The organism is Martelella sp. FOR1707, from assembly GCF_053484265.1.
Genome location: NZ_JBAKFP010000006.1, coordinates 82,968 through 98,547 on the forward strand (window position 1 = coordinate 82,968; position 15,580 = coordinate 98,547).

At 62.6% G+C, this 15,580-nt stretch carries 11 protein-coding genes; 9 read left to right on the top strand and 2 right to left on the bottom strand.

The window, feature by feature from the left end; translation table 11 throughout:
- Positions 1-28: 28 nt before the first annotated feature.
- The 5 genes from V6765_RS17445 (at position 29) to V6765_RS17465 (ending at position 6,835) form a co-directional block, all read left to right on the top strand.
- A complete protein-coding gene (locus tag V6765_RS17445; RefSeq protein ID WP_448431078.1) occupies positions 29-382 on the top strand; it encodes a hypothetical protein in 354 nt (117 codons plus the stop codon).
- 503 nt (positions 383-885) lie between these two features.
- Positions 886-2,499 (top strand): GMC family oxidoreductase, encoded by a 1,614-nt coding sequence (locus V6765_RS17450; RefSeq protein ID WP_448431080.1) that lies wholly within the window; start codon positions 886-888, stop codon positions 2,497-2,499.
- Positions 2,500-2,628: 129 nt separating this feature from the next.
- Positions 2,629-4,233 carry a GMC family oxidoreductase gene (locus V6765_RS17455; protein ID WP_448431082.1) on the top strand — a complete coding sequence of 535 codons (1,605 nt, stop codon included), beginning with the start codon at positions 2,629-2,631 and terminating at the stop codon, positions 4,231-4,233.
- On the top strand, positions 4,230-5,807 hold the full coding sequence (locus V6765_RS17460; protein ID WP_448431084.1) for a sugar ABC transporter ATP-binding protein: 1,578 nt from the start codon (positions 4,230-4,232) through the stop codon (positions 5,805-5,807). Before V6765_RS17455 ends, V6765_RS17460 begins: the two co-directional genes overlap by 4 nt.
- The gene (locus V6765_RS17465) at positions 5,804-6,835 is read left to right on the top strand and encodes an ABC transporter permease (RefSeq protein WP_448431086.1); all 1,032 of its coding nucleotides are present in this window, start codon (positions 5,804-5,806) and stop codon (positions 6,833-6,835) included. Before V6765_RS17460 ends, V6765_RS17465 begins: the two co-directional genes overlap by 4 nt.
- A gap of 300 nt (positions 6,836-7,135) precedes the next feature.
- On the opposite strand, the gene V6765_RS17470 is transcribed toward V6765_RS17465, so the two are convergent.
- Together V6765_RS17470 and V6765_RS17475 are read right to left on the bottom strand one after the other, a co-directional pair.
- Positions 7,136-8,125 (bottom strand): sugar ABC transporter substrate-binding protein, encoded by a 990-nt coding sequence (locus V6765_RS17470; RefSeq protein WP_448431088.1) that lies wholly within the window; start codon positions 8,123-8,125, stop codon positions 7,136-7,138.
- Positions 8,126-8,387: 262 nt separating this feature from the next.
- Entirely contained in the window at positions 8,388-10,010 is a 1,623-nt protein-coding gene (locus V6765_RS17475) for an AMP-binding protein (RefSeq protein ID WP_448431090.1), read from the bottom strand.
- A gap of 139 nt (positions 10,011-10,149) precedes the next feature.
- Between V6765_RS17475 and V6765_RS17480 the strand changes: the two genes are divergently transcribed.
- The 4 genes from V6765_RS17480 to V6765_RS17495 all read left to right on the top strand — a co-directional run bounded on the left by V6765_RS17480 (position 10,150) and on the right by V6765_RS17495 (position 15,498).
- Entirely contained in the window at positions 10,150-11,025 is an 876-nt protein-coding gene (locus V6765_RS17480; RefSeq protein WP_448431092.1) for a LysR substrate-binding domain-containing protein, read from the top strand.
- Between the two features lie 309 nt (positions 11,026-11,334).
- On the top strand, positions 11,335-12,846 hold the full coding sequence (locus tag V6765_RS17485; protein WP_448431094.1) for an aldehyde dehydrogenase family protein: 1,512 nt from the start codon (positions 11,335-11,337) through the stop codon (positions 12,844-12,846).
- A 29-nt stretch (positions 12,847-12,875) separates the two neighbouring features.
- Positions 12,876-14,072 (top strand): amidohydrolase, encoded by a 1,197-nt coding sequence (locus V6765_RS17490; protein WP_448431096.1) that lies wholly within the window; start codon positions 12,876-12,878, stop codon positions 14,070-14,072.
- Between the two features lie 40 nt (positions 14,073-14,112).
- A complete protein-coding gene (locus tag V6765_RS17495) occupies positions 14,113-15,498 on the top strand; it encodes an amidase (protein ID WP_448431098.1) in 1,386 nt (461 codons plus the stop codon).
- The last annotated feature ends 82 nt before the right edge of the window (positions 15,499-15,580 follow it).

Below are 15,580 nucleotides of genomic sequence, written 5' to 3' on the forward strand. Positions count from 1 at the left end.
GCCGGCGGGCGATTTCAGGAGGTGCCAGATGACCGTCCCATTCCGTATTGCCTTTCCGCTCGCCGCGATGCTTGCGCTCGCCGGCTGCCAGACGGCCGCGCCGGAAACGCCGGACGAGATCATGCTCGATCAGGCTGCCCGCGCCGAACTCGGCGCCGCGGACTGCCAGTCCTATGGCGGCCTGCGCGCCACCCGCCGCCTCAACGACGCCGCTGACGCGACCTTCGCCAAGGCGCTGCAGGCGGGCGCCACCGAAGCCGACATCGAAGCCGCGCGCCTGCGCGCCCGCCAGCAGGCCGACCAGTACCAGACCCTTTACGGCAATCGCGGCGCCTGCGACCGCCTGATGCAGTTCCCCGACGGTTATACCCCGCCGGATTGACCGGCGCGTGCAGCCTGACTGAAAGTTGGCGAAGATTGTCCCGTTGGCATCTCGTTCGGCGACAATGCCAGGACGGCTGAAACCCGAAACCCTTTTATCACGGCATTCCGCCCGATCTCGCGAAAGCTTGGCCTAGGCGATCAACCAAGCTATCGCGCAAATACGTCTGCGCCGAACGCACTTTCGAAAAACCTTCTCATAGCAGCGATGCCCCTTAGCCCCCCTGCACGGCCTCAGCGTTGGTGGAAAGGTCTATCGGCCTGTGACGTTTCGTCTGTCCGCCACGGCAGACAGAAACGCAGTCTTTACATAGACACCAATATCATTCCGGCATGAATCGACCCCAATGTTTTTATTGGAATTCTATCGGTCTCTGTAGTTCTCTTGTAGGTAGCGTGTGGGAGGGCAGCTTGCCGACAAACCTCACCGGGATAACGACAGAAACGGCCTGGGCGGACCATGACCGCACTTGCCATGGCAGAGATCGGGCAACTTGATACCCCATGCAAAACCACCCGGAATCCATTGAAACCGATATTGTGATCGTTGGCGCCGGGTCGGCAGGCTGCACGCTGGCCGCACGCCTGAGCGAGGATGGCCATAGACAGGTGACCGTGCTGGAGGCCGGCGGCAAGGACACCAATCCCTGGATTCATATCCCGATCGGCTACGGCAAGACCATCGTCGACGCGCGCCTCAACTGGCGCTACGAAACCGAAAAGGGCCCCGAGATCGCCAACCGGCCGATGTACTGGCCCCGCGGCAAGGTGCTTGGCGGCTCCTCCTCCATCAATGGCCTGCTCTATATCCGCGGCCAGGCGGAGGATTATGACCACTGGCGCCAGCTCGGCAATGCCGGCTGGTCCTATGACGATGTGCTGCCGTATTTCCGCAAGGCCGAGGATCAGGAAAACGGCGAGAGCGAATTTCACGGCGTCGGCGGCCCGCTGGCGGTTACCAATCTAAAGGAACGCAATCCGCTGTGCGAGGCCTTCATCGCCAGTGCCGTCGAGGCCGGCATACCGCGAAATGACGATTTCAACGGCGCTGTCCAGGAGGGCGTCGGCTACTACCAGACCACGACGCGCAGAGCCCGCCGCTGCTCGGCGGCCGTGGCCTATCTCAAGCCGGCGATGAAGCGGCCCAATCTTCGCGTCATCACCCGCGCGGAAACCCAGCGCATCGTGTTTGACGGCAAGCGCGCCATCGGGGTGTTTTTCGAGCGCGCTGGCAAACGCTCGCTGATCAAGGCGCGTCGCGAGGTCATCGTCAGCGCCGGATCGATCAACTCGCCGAAGCTTCTGCTGCTTTCCGGCGTCGGCCCCGCAGCCGAGCTGGCGCGGCACGGCATCGAAACCGTCCACGACCTGCCGGGCGTCGGCGAGAATTTGCAGGATCATTACGGTGCGCTGGTCACCTACAAGAGCCGCCTTGCCGTAACCGTCAACGATATCATGATGAGCCGGATGAAACAGTTGCGGGCCGGGCTTCAGTATATCCTGACGCGCAGCGGGCCGCTGACGATTTCCGCCGCACAGGTCGGCGCCTTCGCGAAATCCGATCCGCGGCTCGCCACGCCCGACATCCAGTTCCTGTTCCAGACCTTCAGCCATGACGAATATGATGACGGTCTGCACCCGTTTTCGGGCTTTGCCAATGCCGTCTGTCCTGTCCGGCCCGAGAGCCGGGGAACGCTCAGGCTGCGCTCCGCCAACCCGGCCGACATGCCGCTGATGCAGCCGAACTACCTGTCCTCCGAGACCGATCGCCGGGTTCTCGTCGAAGCCATCAAGCTGTCGCGCAAGGTTGCGGAAAAAGGCGCGATCGCCGCCCAGATCATCGCCGAATATGCCCCCGGCGACCAGGTGCGCTCCGACGACGAGATCCTCGCCTATGCCCGCGAGACCGGCCTTTCGATCGCCCACCAGGTGGGCACCTGCAAGATGGGCCAGGATCCGCTGGCCGTGGTCGACAATGAGCTCAAGGTTCACGGTCTTTCCGGATTGCGCGTAGTCGATGCCTCGATCATGCCGACGCTGGTCTCCGGTAACACCAATGCGCCAACGATCATGATCGCTGAAAAAGCCGCGGACATGATCCGCGGTCAGGCCGCCTGAACACCGGCCTGCGCAAACTGACACATACAAGGTCCCCGGTCGAAAACAAAAGCCGGAAAAGCGGGAACAGCGCTCGGGGATTGAAACGTGGCACCGGCGCAAGAGCGCCGGACTACCGGGAGAATATCCGTGCTCGACGGGCAGAGTTTCGATTATATCATCGTGGGCGCCGGCTCGGCTGGCTGCGTGCTCGCAGCAAGGCTGAGCGAAGACCCCAACGCGACAGTGCTGCTGCTGGAGGCCGGTGGCAAGGATTCCAGTTTCTGGATTCACATTCCCGTCGGCTACGGCAAGACCATCACCGACCCCAATGTCAACTGGAAGTTCAAGACCGCCCCCAATCCGGCGCTGAACGGTCGCGAAATCTACTGGCCGCGCGGCCGCGTTCTCGGCGGGTCGTCGTCGATCAACGGCCTGATTTACATACGCGGCCAGGCGGAGGACTACGATCATTGGCGCCAGCTCGGCAATCCGGGCTGGTCCTATGACGACGTGCTGCCCTATTTCCGCAAGGCCGAGGACCAGGAAAACGGGCCCGACGAGTATCACGGCCGGGGCGGTCCATTGGCTGTGACCAACCTCACCGAGCGCAACCCGCTATGCGACGCCTTCATTAGCTCCGCTGGCGCGCAAGGCATTCCGCGCAATGACGATTTCAACGGCGCCGAACAGGAAGGCGCCGGCTATTTCCAGGCAACGGTCAAAAACGGGCAGCGCGCTTCGGCGGCGACGGCCTATCTCAAGCCGGCGATGACCCGGTCCAACCTGACCGTCATCACCCATGCCGAGGCGGAACGCATTCTGTTCAACGGCCGTGTTGCCGCGGGCGTGCGCTTTCGCCGGAATGGCGTCCCGGTGACGGTAAATGCGCGCCGAGAGGTCATTCTCGCCGCCGGTTCGGTCAAGTCACCGCAATTGATGATGCTGTCGGGCCTCGGCGACGCGGAAGCGCTTTCCGGGCACGGCATCGCCAGCGTTCATCACCTGCCCGGCGTCGGCAAGAACCTGCAGGACCATTACGGCGGACAGATCACCTGGAAATGCAACCAGCCTATCACCATGAACGATGTGATGATGAGCCGGTTTCGCAAGCTGCGCGTCGGGCTTCAATGGCTGCTGACGCGCAAGGGCCCGCTATCGGTGCCTGCGGGACAGGCCGGCCTGTTTACCCGCGTGCTGCCGGAATCGGCCTCGCCGGATTTGCAATTCTTGTTCCAGACCTTTTCCGGCGGCTATTACGAGGACGGGCTGTTCAAGTTTTCAGGCTTTGCCAATTTCCTCTGCCCCGTTCGCCCGGCAAGCCGCGGTGAAATCACACTGCGCTCGCCCGACCCGTTCGACCAGCCGAAACTTTCGCCGAACTATTTCTCCGACGAACGCGATCGCCGCATCGCGGTCGAGGGGCTGAAACTCGCCCGGCGCATGGCTGCAAGCAAACCGCTTGCCGATTTCGTGATCGCGGAACATCTGCCGGGCGCTAAGACGGCGAGCGATGCCGAGATCGAGGCCTATCTAGTCGAGAACGGCGGCTGCGTCTCGCATCAAGTCGGCACCTGCAAGATGGGCACCGATGCGATGGCGGTGGTCGATCCGGAACTGAAGGTGCACGGCGTGGAGCGGCTGCGCGTGGTCGATGCCTCGATCATGCCGACACTGATTTCCGGCAATACCAACGCACCGACCATCATGATCGCCGAAAAGGCGGCGGACCTTATCCGGAGGCGGGCAGCATGAGTGAGACAATCGCGTTCGGCGGACAGAAAGAGCGAGCGGCGGAGGACGATGTCATCGTCCGTCTGGAGGGCGTATCCAAAAGCTTTCCGGGCGTTAAGGCGCTCAGCGATGTCAGCCTCACCGTGCGGGCCCGCGAGGTGCACGCGCTGACCGGAGAGAACGGTTCGGGCAAATCAACGCTCTCCAAGCTGATCGCCGGCCTGATCCAGCCCGACGACGGCAGGATTTTCGTTGACGGTGCGGCCTGTCACATCGAAAGCCCAGCCCATGCGCTGCAAATGGGCTTCGTGATGATCAGCCAGGAGCTGACGCTGGCGCCGACATTGACGGTGGCGGAGAATATCTTTCTCGGTCGTCTGCCGCGCACGCGTTTCGGCCTGATCGACTGGCCGCGGCTGGAACAGGCGGCCACCGAGGCGCTCGACCGGCTCGACGTCCATGTCTCGCCGCGGGCCATCGTCTCCGATCTCAGCGTCGAATTGCGCCAGGAGATCGAGATCGCCCGGGCGCTGTCGTCCAATGCCCGGCTGCTGATCCTTGACGAAGCGACCAGTTCCCTGTCCGAGGCGGCGACCGAACGTCTGCTCGCCCTGGTTCGCCAGGAGCGCGATGCGGGCATGGCGATTTTGATGATCACCCATCGCATGCCGGAGATCTATGCCGTCGCCTCCATCGCCACGGTGCTGCGCGACGGCCAACTGGTCGCCACCGTGCCACTGGCAGAGACGCAGGAAACAGATCTGGTGCGGCTTATGGTCGGACGCGAGATCACCGATTTCTACGGCAAACGCGAAATCCCCGCCGGCGAAACCGTGATCGAAATCCGCGACCTCCACACGCCGCAGGGTCTGCTGAAGCCGACAACGCTCGATGTGAAACGCGGTGAAATTGTCGGCATTGCCGGTCTTGTCGGCTCCGGAAAGTCGGAATTCGGCATGGTGCTTGGCGGTGCGATCGAGGGCGCGGGCACGGTCAGGGTCGGCGGCAAGCCCGTGGCGCTCGGCGATCCACGCAAGGCCATTGCGGCCGGCATCGGCTATGTGCCGGATGATCGCAAGGCCTCGGCCCTGCTGCTGGTGCGCAGCGTGCTCGAGAACTTCTCGATCGCCTGGATGGACCGGCTGTGTTCCGGCGGCATTCTCAACACAAAACGCGAGCGCGGCGATGTGACCGCCGCCATCGACAAATATCGGGTTGCGACCTCATCGCATGCGACATCGATCGTCACCCTTTCGGGCGGCAACCAGCAAAAGGTCATCCTCGGTCGCACCTTCGTTCGCGCGCCGGATGTGCTGGTGCTGAGCGAGCCGACGCGGGGCATCGATGTCGGCGCCAAAAGCGAAATCTACCGCATGTTGCAGGATGCGGCCGAAGCCGGCGCCGCCGTTATCGTCATCTCCTCGGAACTGCCGGAACTGCTTGGCATCTGCGACCGTATCGCCGTCTTCTTCGAGGGCGATCTACAAGCCGAGTTCGACCGCAGCGAAGCAACCGAGCAGGCCATCGCCCATGTCGCCGTGGCCGGCGCCAGGAAACCCGATCAAACAAACCATCTATCCGGAGCACGTCAATGACCGCCACCCCTCTAGAAAAGCCGCAGGCGGCCGCGCGCTATACGCCGGCGCCCTCCATTCTTGCCCGCATCTTCCAGAACCGTTACGCCGGCGCATTGATCAGCCTTGTGATCGTCGGCCTGTTTTTGAGCCTCACCCAGCCGGTCTTTCTCACCTGGCCGAACCTGATGAACATCGTCAAGTCCAACAGCGTGGTGTTCGTGCTGGCGCTGGGGGCGACCTATGTGGTGATTTCCGGCGGCGTCGATCTATCGGTGGCGAGTGCGGCGGCGGCTTCGGCAATGATCTTCGGACTGATCCTGTTGACCGGCGTCTCCGCGCCGATCGCGATCGTCGCCGCGCTCGCCTTCGGGGCGCTGCTGGGAGCGATCAACGGCTTTGCGATCTCGTATCTGAAGATATCGTTTTTCGTGGTGACGCTCGGCACGCTATCAATGTTTCAGAGCTTTTCGCTGATCATCAATGACGGCACCAGCGTCAGCGTGTTCGCGACCGCCGGCTTCAAGCCGCTCAACACATTCGTCAATGGCAGCATCGGCCCGTTTCCGATCATCCTGGTCTTCGATCTCGCCCTGCTGCTGATCGCCGGCGGGATCCTGCGTTATACCGCCTTCGGCCGCGCGCTCTATGCGATCGGCTCAAATCAGGAGGCGGCCCGGCTCAACGGCATCAACGTCCGGCGCGTCGTGCTCGCGGTGTTCATCATCGCCGGTCTGATGGCCGCCCTCGGGAGCATCGTGCAGGTCGGACGGCTGACTTCGGCTTCGGCAGATGTCGATCCGACGCTGCTGATGACGGTGCTTGCGGCCGTCCTGATCGGCGGCACCGCCTTTACCGGTGGCGAAGGCGGGGTGTTCGGAACGATGATCGGCGTGCTGTTCCTCGGCGTTATCCAGAACGGGCTGACGCTGAGCGGCGTCTCCTCGTTCTGGCAAGGCATGGTCAGCGGTGGCATCCTGATCCTGGCGGTCTGGCTCGGAGGCTTGCGCCAGCTTCTGAAACGCCGGCGTCAATCCGCCGTGGAATGATCCTCCCTCGCGCGCGGTGTTCCCCCCAAAGCGCGCGTCCTCCCGCCTGAGTGCACTTTCGCATTCAGGCGGGACACTTCTCTTCCGCGAAAAGATGAAACCGACAGGACATTTCGGATTCTCTCCGCGTCGGCCACGAGCCGGCGTCTTTGTCTCCGCCAACATCTTCCGCAGCGCCCCTCGCCTTTTCCGCGAAAAAGAGCCCGGAAGTATGCTTCCGGGCCCCGCTCACTTCAGTTTTTCAGTTTCGGTCCGGAGTATTTCCGGACGCAAACAGGTCACCACTTCTTCCGGAAGCGGCTACTTCGCCAGCGGGAAGTCGTCCACCGTGTAGCCACGCTCCGTGCCGTCCTTCCAGCTATCGATGTTTTCGAAGGTGAACAGCTTGGCCGCGACGACGATATCCTCCTGCTCGGCCGAGGGATCGGCCATGGCGCGCTTCATCGCGGTCGCAACGGCAAGCCCGGTGGCATAGGAATCCGGATCCCAGGTGCCGGTCAGACGGCCTTCCTTGACCGCGGTGATCGCATCCTGATCGCCATTGATGCCGAAGACCATGATGCCGTCTTCATTCTCGCCGTTATATATCGACTTGCCATTGGCGAAGACCGAAGCGGCGATACCGAGCGCGCTTGAATCATTATAGGCCCAGAACACCTGAACATCGGGAAACCTCAACAGTTCGTCGGCGGCAAGCGTCGCAGCATTGGCCGTCGAATCCTTGGTGTTGTCGACCTGGTCGATCACCTCCAGGCCGGCAGCCTTGGCGGCGGCGGTGAAGCAGTTCTTGTTGTTGATGATCGATTCGACGGGCGGGCCGCCAAACACGATGACCTTGGCGCCCGGTTTGCGCTCGGCAATCCAAGCCGCCTGCTGATCGTAGGCCCCGCCCGGCTCGCAGAGATTGGTTTCCCACCAGACGGTGTTGGTCACGCCCTGGCCGACCGAGTTCAGGCCGATGACGGGAACGTTCGCCGCATTGGCGCGGGAATAGGCGCCCGCGACGGCATTGGCGTCGAGCGACCAGGAGCCGATGGCTTTCGCGCCCATCGTCAGCAGCGTGTCGACATGAGAGACCTGGCGGTCGGCGGACAGGTTTGCATCAAGCACGCGATAGGTCCAGCCGTTTTCCGCGGCGGCGGCCTCGATCGCCTGGTTGATCATCTGCTGGCCGGGCTGAGCGGCGATCGGCGAAATGTAACCGACAAGCGTTTCGGCATGGGCGCCAAACGCGCCTGCCGCCAGGATCGCTGTCGTCCCGAGAAGTGTTTTCAGACATTTCATGGTCATTGAATTCCCCTTTTCGTTTTTTGATGTCGTTCGCGACCGCCGATATTCCTCATTTTCCGGCCGCACCGGGCAAATGCGCGGCATTCGGCCAGCGCTTTGCTTGGAACCAGAAGAACGGAATTTCGCGCAGGCATCCAATAAAATAGGTGCCGGCTTTTCATAACGGTTTGCGATTAACCGGGGGGCCGAAATGATCGATCGGGGATTGAAGCCTTGATAACAGTTAACTGTCAGGATTAGTCCGGCTTTGCGCCGAAACCCTTCAGCCATGCTCCGTCTTACGTCGCATGCCGGCCTTGAGTTCCCGGAAGTCGAGCGCCTTTCCGGTTCGGATGAACTCCGCGGCCATGGCCTTGACCTCGCCGCGCTGCAATTTCTGGGTCGAGCTCAACGGCGGAGCATCTATAAAGGCCGCATAGCCCGGCAGCTTGTGATAGGCGAGCCGCTCGGCGCCTGACCGTATGACATTCTCCGCCAGGCTGGCATCGTCGCCGCTCGCACCGTCTCCGGCCCGGACGAAGAAGGCAAAGACCTCCTCCCCGCGCAGGTCATCGGCTACCGGCGTCACCACCACCGTCTCGATTGCGTCATTGCCAGCCAGGGCCGCCTCCACTTCCAGAACCGCGATGTTCTCGCCGCTGCGGCGAACGATGCTTTTCTTGCGGTCGAAGAAATAAAGAAGTCCGCCCTCATCCTCATAGACCACGTCGCCGGTATGGAACCAGCCACCCGCCCAGGCCTCCTCCGTCGCCCGCTCGTCCTTGAGATAGCCACTGAAAAAACCCTGGCGCGGATCGTCGCCTTCGGCGCGCACGAGCAGTTCGCCCGGCTTTCCCCGCTCGACATCATTACCCGCATCGTCAACGATACGGTACGCCATGCCCTCGCGCGGCCGGCCGATACAGCGCTGACCCGGTGTATAATCGTCACACGCCGTCGTCGTGGTCGCCCGTCCGCCGGTTTCCGTCATCGCCCAGGCTTCGACGATCGGGATGCGATAGCGCTCCTCGAACTCGATCTTGTGCTTGGCATCAACGCCGGGACCGAGCGAATATTTGACCCGATGGTTGCGATCGTAGGGACTTTCGGGCAGGCGCAGAAGGATCGCCGGAATAACGCCAAGGCAATGGATGATGGTCGCCCCTGAATCGCTGACCGACTGCCACCAGCGGCTGGCATGGAAGCGGTCGAGCGGCACGATGGTGCCGCCGGACACGATCATGCCGAGCGCGGTACAGCCCAGCGCATTCATGTGGAACATCGGCAGCGGCGTCAGCGCTACCTCCTCGCCGGGAACGACAGCGGCGATACCGCCCTGCGTGACATACCAGTTGGCGAGAATCATGAAATAGGTGTTGGACAGGATGCAGCCCTTCGGCTTGCCGGTACTGCCCGAGGTGAACAGCAGCGCGCACTCATCACCGGCAAGGCCGCTCTGGCGCAGCGCCGGCGCTACCGCCGCAGGCACGGCGTCTCCAACCTCGACCACCCGGATGCGGCTACGGTCGAGAGCGGAAAGCGTCGGAGCCTCTTTCGAATGGGTGACGATCAGATCCACGTCCGCCATATCGAGTTGATAGTCCAATTCGCCGGGCCTGAGATCCGGATTGATGGGCACGATCGAAACGCCGAGCGCGTTAAGCCCCAGCCAGTGGCTGAAGAATTCCGGCCGGTTCTCCAAAAGCAACCCCACCCGGTGACCAACGCCATATCCGGCATCGCCGAACCGTTTGCGGACCACCTCGACCGTGTCCCGCATTTCACCATAGGTGATGCGAAACCCCTGAGGGGCGTAGGACAGGCTAGCGCTTGCCGGAGCGAGCAGCATGGTGGCGTCCGGTCGCACATTCGACTGGGCCAGGAAAGCGGAGAAGGGGGAATGCATGGATGGTCCCTTTTGCCGTTGTCGCGGCAATCAACGGGTGCCGCCAAGGACATGTTTTCCCTAACGGATAGTGGCAGCCGACCTTTCGGGTCCAATATTATCGCTTGCCACGACACATAACGAATTGCTATCAATCACCATGGATCTGAGACAAATTCGATATTTTATCGCCGTTGCCGAAGACGAGCATTTCGGGCGTGCTTCGGAGCGGATTCACATTGCCCAGCCGGCGCTGAGCCGGCAGATTCAGCTGCTTGAGGCCGAACTGGGCGTGACTCTTTTCGATCGCCTGCCGCGCGGGGTAAAATTGTCGGCTGCCGGGCACACTTTCCGCGAACATTGCAGCCAGATTCTTGTCAACCTCAACCACGCGGTCAGCGAAACCCAGGCGGTTGCGCGCGGCGAGGCCGGCATGCTCAAGCTCGGCTTTATTGAAGTCGCGGCGTGGAGCGGCGTCATCCCCGAGACGATCATGGAGTTCCGCCGCGCCAATCCGGATGTCCGCCTGGTGCTGAGCCAGATGACAAGTCTCGGTCAGATCGAGGGCATTTATGACGGCCGGATTGACGCCGGCTTTATCTACAACCCGCCCAGTGATCCGCTGCTGACGATCCTGCCGATAACGCGCCACGCCGTAATGCTCGCGGTGTCCTCTAACTCGGCGTTTGCCCAGCGGAAATCCATCGACGTGTCGGAACTGACCGGCCAGCCGATGATCCTGTTTCACCGGCGCGAGAGCCCGGCCTATTACGATGAAATACATCGCGGTCTGTTCCAGGCCGGCGTCACCGTTGATGTGGTCCACGAAGCCGAAAACGAGGCGGAGATGCTGGCGCTGGTCACGACAGGACTCGGCAACGCTCTGGTCAACGAATGCCAGAGATGGCGCAAGCCCCAGGGCATCGAGTTTCTGGCGGTAAAAGGTCTGGACGTCGGCCTCAATCTCGCGCTGATCTATCGCGCCAACCAGTCAGTGCCGGCGCTACGCCGTTTCCTGACATTGCTGAAGGGCTGAAACAGCCCATTCAAGAGCAAAGACAATAGTCATGAAGGTCACGCAATAGCATTTTGCGATTGGTCCGCCGCTTCAATACTATTGGACCCACAGCCGCATCCGGTGATGACTTTATCAACAAACAGAACAAGACGAGCGGCAACGCCGCCATGGCTTTTCGCTGACGGACGCAAGCATCCGATGTCTGCGAAAATGCCCTAGAGCAATGAGATGGAACGGTTCGCGACCGGTATAGGCCGCAGAGCCGCTTCTTGGGAACCTGAAATATCCGGCCGGAATGCACTGTCCGGCCGCACCGGGAGTAAACACATGCTTGAGATGATCGAAAGGCCTGGCGGGTCGTCTATCCGCATTCCTGAAGGCAAGATGCTGATTGACGGCAAGTGGCGCGACGCCGCCGACGGGAAGACGATCGCGGTCTATGATCCGGCCACGGAAGACAAGATCGCCGACATAGCGGCGGCGACAGCAGCCGATGTCGACCTCGCCGTACAGGCCGCCCACCGAACCTTCGAAAGCGCGCTCTGGCAGAAGATGCGCCCGCTCGACCGTGGCCGGCTGCTGGAAAAGCTCGCGCTTCTTGTCGAACGCGATGCCGAGGAACTCGCCCGTCTCGAGACGCTCGACAATGGCAAGCCCTATTTCGTTTCGAAAAACGTCGACCTGAAATTCACCGTCGATGCCCTGCGCTATTACGGCGGCTGGGCATCCAAGATCGCCGGCGAATATATCCAGCTTTCGCCTTTCTTCGATGACGGCGGTACCTATCGCGCCTACACCGAGCGCCGGCCGGTCGGCGTGGTCGGTGGGATCACGCCCTGGAACTTCCCGCTCGGCCAGGCGATCCAGAAGATTGCGCCGGCCATCGCGTTCGGCTGCACCATCGTGCTGAAACCTTCGGAGGAAGCTTCTCTGACAACGCTGCGGCTCGGGGAACTCATTCTCGAAGCCGGCATTCCCGAGGGCGCGATCAATATCGTCACCGGCTACGGCCACAATGCCGGCCAGGCCATCGTGGACCATCCGCTGGTGCGCAAGATAGCCTTTACCGGTTCGACCGCGACCGGCCAGCGCATTCTGCAATCCTCGGCCAGCCAGATGAAACGCGTGACGCTTGAACTCGGCGGCAAGTCTCCGGCGATCGTGCTCGCGGACGCCGATCTCGACAAGGCGATCCCCGGCGCCGCGAATGCGATCTTCCCCAACTCCGGGCAGGTCTGCACCGCAGGATCCCGGCTTTTCGTTGAAGCCTCGATCTTTGACGAGGTAACCAGGGGCGTCGCCCAGATCGCGAAAGAACTGCGTCTTGGCAGCGGCTTCGATCCGTCCAACCAGCTGGGGCCGCTGATTTCATCGCGGCAGATGGATCGGGTGTCCTCGCTGGTGGCCAGCGGCGTGGAAGAAGGCGCAGAACCGCTCTGCGGGGCCGCCTCCGCGGACGGCAAGGGGTATTTCTACCAGCCCACCGTGCTGACGGGGGCGCGCGCCGACATGCGCATCACTCGCGAGGAAATATTCGGACCCGTAGTACTGGCAATGCCGATCGAGGACCCGCGCCAGATCAAGGCGCTGGCCAACGACACGGAATATGGGCTCGGCGCCAGCATCTGGACGCGCGACATCAACAAGGCGCATTTGCTCGCCGGCCAGATCGATTCCGGAACGGTGTGGATCAACACCCACAACATCCTCGATACCGCCATGCCCTTTGGCGGCACCAAGCTTTCCGGGCTCGGCCGCGAATTCGGCAGCGAAGTCGTGCATGCCTATACCGAACCGCGCGCGGTCTGCATGCGGCTGGAAGCACCGGATTTCGGCTGAAGCCGGCCACGGGAATCAGGGAGATAGAGATGAAAGACCAGCTCGACGCGCTTTGTGATGACCTGAAGGCCAAGGTGATCGAATGGCGACGCCATCTGCATGCCAATCCCGAACTGTCCTTCGAGGAGCACCAGACCGGCGCGTTTATCGCCAGCACCCTGGAGAGCTTTGGCGGCATCGAGATAACGCGCCCGTCTGGCACCAGCGTCGTCGGCCGGCTGAAGGGCGCGCGGCCCGGACCGGTGATCGCCATTCGCGCCGATTTCGACGCATTGCCTATCAGCGAGGCAACGGGCCTTCCCTTTGCCTCAAAAAATTCCGGCGTCATGCATGCCTGTGGTCATGACGGACACACGGCTATCCTTCTCGGCACGGCGGCGGTGCTGGCCGGCCTCAAGGACCGGATTGCCGGAGAGATCCGTTTTCTGTTCGAAAACGGCGAGGAAAAGCCGCCGGGCGGCGCTGTGGGCATGGTCGCCAATGGCGCGATGGAAGGCGTCGACCGCGTCATCGGCCTGCACCTGTGGTCGCCCTATGAGACCGGCGTGGTGCAGATCAACGCCCGCGCGGTTATGGCGGCCTGCGATATTTTCTCGATCGAGGTGAAGGGCAAGGGTGGCCATATCGGCACGCCCCACACGGCGATCGATCCGATCGCCATCGGCGCTCAGATCGTCACCAACCTGCAGCATCTGGCCGCACGCGAGGTCGATCCCCTCCATGCCGCCGTGGTCGGCGTCACCGAATTCTATTCGGGCCGTTCGGTCGGCGTCATTCCGGCGACCGCCACAATCAGTGGCGGTACGAACACGTTCGATCCGGATGTACGCGACCTGATCGAACGCCGCATCGGCGAGGTTGCGCAAGGTCTTTGCGCCGCCCACGGGGCGAGTTGCGACTACAAGTATACCCGCATCTATGACGCTGTGATCAACGACCCGGAAACCGCGGCGATCATGTCTGCCGTGGCCACTGACCTGTTCGGCTCTGATGGCGTCGGGGAATTGCCGCCGATCATGCCCGGCGAGGACTTTTCCGCCTTTGCCCACGAGGCACCGGCCTGTTTCGTTCTGCTGGGCGCCGGCAATGCCGCAAAGGGGATCACCGCCCCGCATCATGACGCCGCGTTCACCATCGACGAGGATGCGCTGGCGATGGGCACCCGCCTGTTCGTCCATGCCGCCTTCGCCCTCCTCGAGCAGACGCCGGCCGGCGGTAAAAGCTGACGCCAACAACGTCAGATGGTAAGGCGATCAGGACAAAGCGATGACGGCTCTGCACTATCAAGGCCTTGTCGAAATCGGCGAGATGATCGCCAACCGGCAGGTTTCCGCCGTCGAGGTGACGCGGCATCAGCTTGAGCGCTGCCAAGACCTCGCCTCCCTCAATGCCTTCATCACCCTGCTGGCCGAGCGCGCGCTTGCCCAGGCTGAATCGGCCGACCGCGACATCGCCGCGGGCATGCGACGCAGCGTGCTGCACGGCGTCCCGGTCGCGCTGAAAGACCTCTATGATCTCGCGGGCACGCCCACGACCGCCGGCATGCCGTCACGCCGCGAGGCGATCGCCGTTGCCAATGCGACGGTCACCCAAAGGCTGCTCGACGCCGGCGCGGTCATCCTCGGCAAGACCTCTCTGACGGAGGGCGCCTATGCCGAACATCGCGCGCCCTTTAAAACGCCGGTCAACCCCTGGAATGCCGATCGCTGGTGCGGCGCATCGTCAAGCGGCAGCGCCGTCGGCGTTGCGGCCGGCCTGTTCTTCGCCGGGCTGGCGACCGAGACAGGCGGTTCGATCCGCATTCCCTCGGCCATGAACGGCGTCACCGGCTTCAAACCGAGCTGGGGCCGCGTCAGCCGCGCGGGCATCTATCAACTTGCCGCTTCGCTCGACCATGCCGGACCAATCGCCCGCAGCGCCACCGACGCGGCCGCCGTGCTTTCCATCATCGCCGGCCGGGACAGCGCCGATCCGACATCGTCGCACCGGCCCGTCGAAAACTATATTGCGGAGGCCGACGCTTCTTTGAAGGGGATGCGGATCGGCATCGACATGGCATTCTCCTACACCGGTACGGACCCGGAACACGTCTCGGCCATGCTGGCCGCAGCCGACACGCTGCGGGACCTGGGCGCCGAACCAATCGCCATCACACTGCCGGATTCCGGGCAGATCATCTGGGACTGGTTCGATGTCTGCGCGGTCCAGAACGCGCTGGTCAATGGCCCCGTCATCGATGAGCAGCCGGGCGCGCTTGGCCCGGCGCTTACAGCGCTGGTCGCGCGCGGCAGGGCGCTGAAAGGCACCGATTATCAGGTGGTCATCAACCGTGCGAACGCTTTTCGCGGCGATTTCGAAGCGGTGTTCGCCGGTCTGGACCTTATTCTCTCGCCAGCCATGGCCTTCTCGCCGCCAGCCAATGAAGCGATGGAAAACCTCTCGGACGACATGATCTCCGGCATTCACCGCTTCACATGCCCCTTCACCATGTCGGGCCATCCCGTGCTCTCCATGCCCGGCGGCGTTCATTCCGACGGCATGCCGATCAATATCCAGTTGATCGGACCGCTGTTCGGCGAAGCCGCGCTGGCGCGCGCCGGCATGGCGTTCCAGAAGGCAACGCACTGGCACCGCAGGCACCCGCTTGCCTGACGCGAACGACCAAGTTCGTCAGGCCCGCCCTTGACCTCGCAGGCCTGTTCCCCCTTAATCGTTCCCCCGGCACCCGGTCTTT

Bases quoted from the DNA above. Each gene is read 5' to 3' on its own strand.
- V6765_RS17445 (WP_448431078.1), top strand. From the start codon at position 29: ATGACCGTCCCATTCCGTATTGCCTTTCCGCTCGCCGCGATGCTTGCG.
- V6765_RS17450 (WP_448431080.1), top strand. From the start codon at position 886: ATGCAAAACCACCCGGAATCCATTGAAACCGATATTGTGATCGTTGGC.
- V6765_RS17460 (WP_448431084.1), top strand. From the start codon at position 4,230: ATGAGTGAGACAATCGCGTTCGGCGGACAGAAAGAGCGAGCGGCGGAG.
- V6765_RS17465 (WP_448431086.1), top strand. From the start codon at position 5,804: ATGACCGCCACCCCTCTAGAAAAGCCGCAGGCGGCCGCGCGCTATACG.
- V6765_RS17470 (WP_448431088.1), bottom strand. From the start codon at position 8,125: ATGACCATGAAATGTCTGAAAACACTTCTCGGGACGACAGCGATCCTG.
- V6765_RS17475 (WP_448431090.1), bottom strand. From the start codon at position 10,010: ATGCATTCCCCCTTCTCCGCTTTCCTGGCCCAGTCGAATGTGCGACCG.
- V6765_RS17480 (WP_448431092.1), top strand. From the start codon at position 10,150: ATGGATCTGAGACAAATTCGATATTTTATCGCCGTTGCCGAAGACGAG.
- V6765_RS17485 (WP_448431094.1), top strand. From the start codon at position 11,335: ATGCTTGAGATGATCGAAAGGCCTGGCGGGTCGTCTATCCGCATTCCT.
- V6765_RS17490 (WP_448431096.1), top strand. From the start codon at position 12,876: ATGAAAGACCAGCTCGACGCGCTTTGTGATGACCTGAAGGCCAAGGTG.
- V6765_RS17495 (WP_448431098.1), top strand. From the start codon at position 14,113: ATGACGGCTCTGCACTATCAAGGCCTTGTCGAAATCGGCGAGATGATC.